1 protein-coding gene and 1 pseudogene are annotated in these 642 nt (G+C 62.8%); both read right to left on the bottom strand.

Annotated features, from left to right (window positions below; all coding sequences use genetic code 11):
* On the bottom strand, positions 1-556 hold a 556-nt coding region (locus tag AB4Y40_RS42785), incomplete at its 3' end, for an NAD(P)(+) transhydrogenase (Re/Si-specific) subunit beta (RefSeq protein ID WP_368692987.1).
* Positions 557-642, bottom strand: a pseudogene (locus AB4Y40_RS42780) (NAD(P) transhydrogenase subunit alpha); the annotation flags it as partial. It lies immediately after the preceding gene.

Genomic DNA, 642 nt, shown 5'->3' with positions numbered 1-642 from the left:
TCAGATGCTGGCCGGGATAAACAACCGGCGCGCCCTGGAACAGCCTGAACTTGTACTTGCCGGAGAGCTTGCCGAAGGCGATCACGGAACCTGAGAACGTGATCGCACCGACGAACGTGCCGATGAAGAGTTCGATACGATTGCCGTACGGCAGGAAGCCCGGATACGGCGCGTCTTCTGCAACCAGTCCGAACGCGGCCGGTTCGGAGACCACCGCGTACGCGATGCACACCGCCGCAAGACCGATCAGCGAGTGCATGGCCGCGACGAGTTCGGGCATCTTCGTCATCTCGACGCGCGCGGCGACATAGGCGCCCAGGCCGCCACCCACCACGAGCGCGCCGAAGAGCAAGCCAAGGCCGAGCCCGAGATTCGAGCCGAACTGTGCGGACTCCTTCACGATCAGGGCGAGGGTCGTGAGAATGGCGATGGCCATACCGACCATGCCGAACACATTGCCGGCGCGCGCGCTCTTCGGATTCGACAGCCCCTTGAGCGCCTGGATGAAGCACACTGACGCCACCAGATAAAGCAGCGTAACGACGTTCATGCTCATTTACGCGCCCTCCTTGCTGCCGGGGGCGGAGAGCTTTTTCGGCTCCTTCTTGCGGAACATCTCCAGCATTCGCCGCGTGACGAGGA

Origin of the sequence: Paraburkholderia sp. EG287B (assembly GCF_040965595.1) — a bacterium.
In the GTDB taxonomy this organism is placed as follows: domain Bacteria; phylum Pseudomonadota; class Gammaproteobacteria; order Burkholderiales; family Burkholderiaceae; genus Paraburkholderia.
This window is presented reverse-complemented; position numbering and strand designations above follow the sequence as displayed.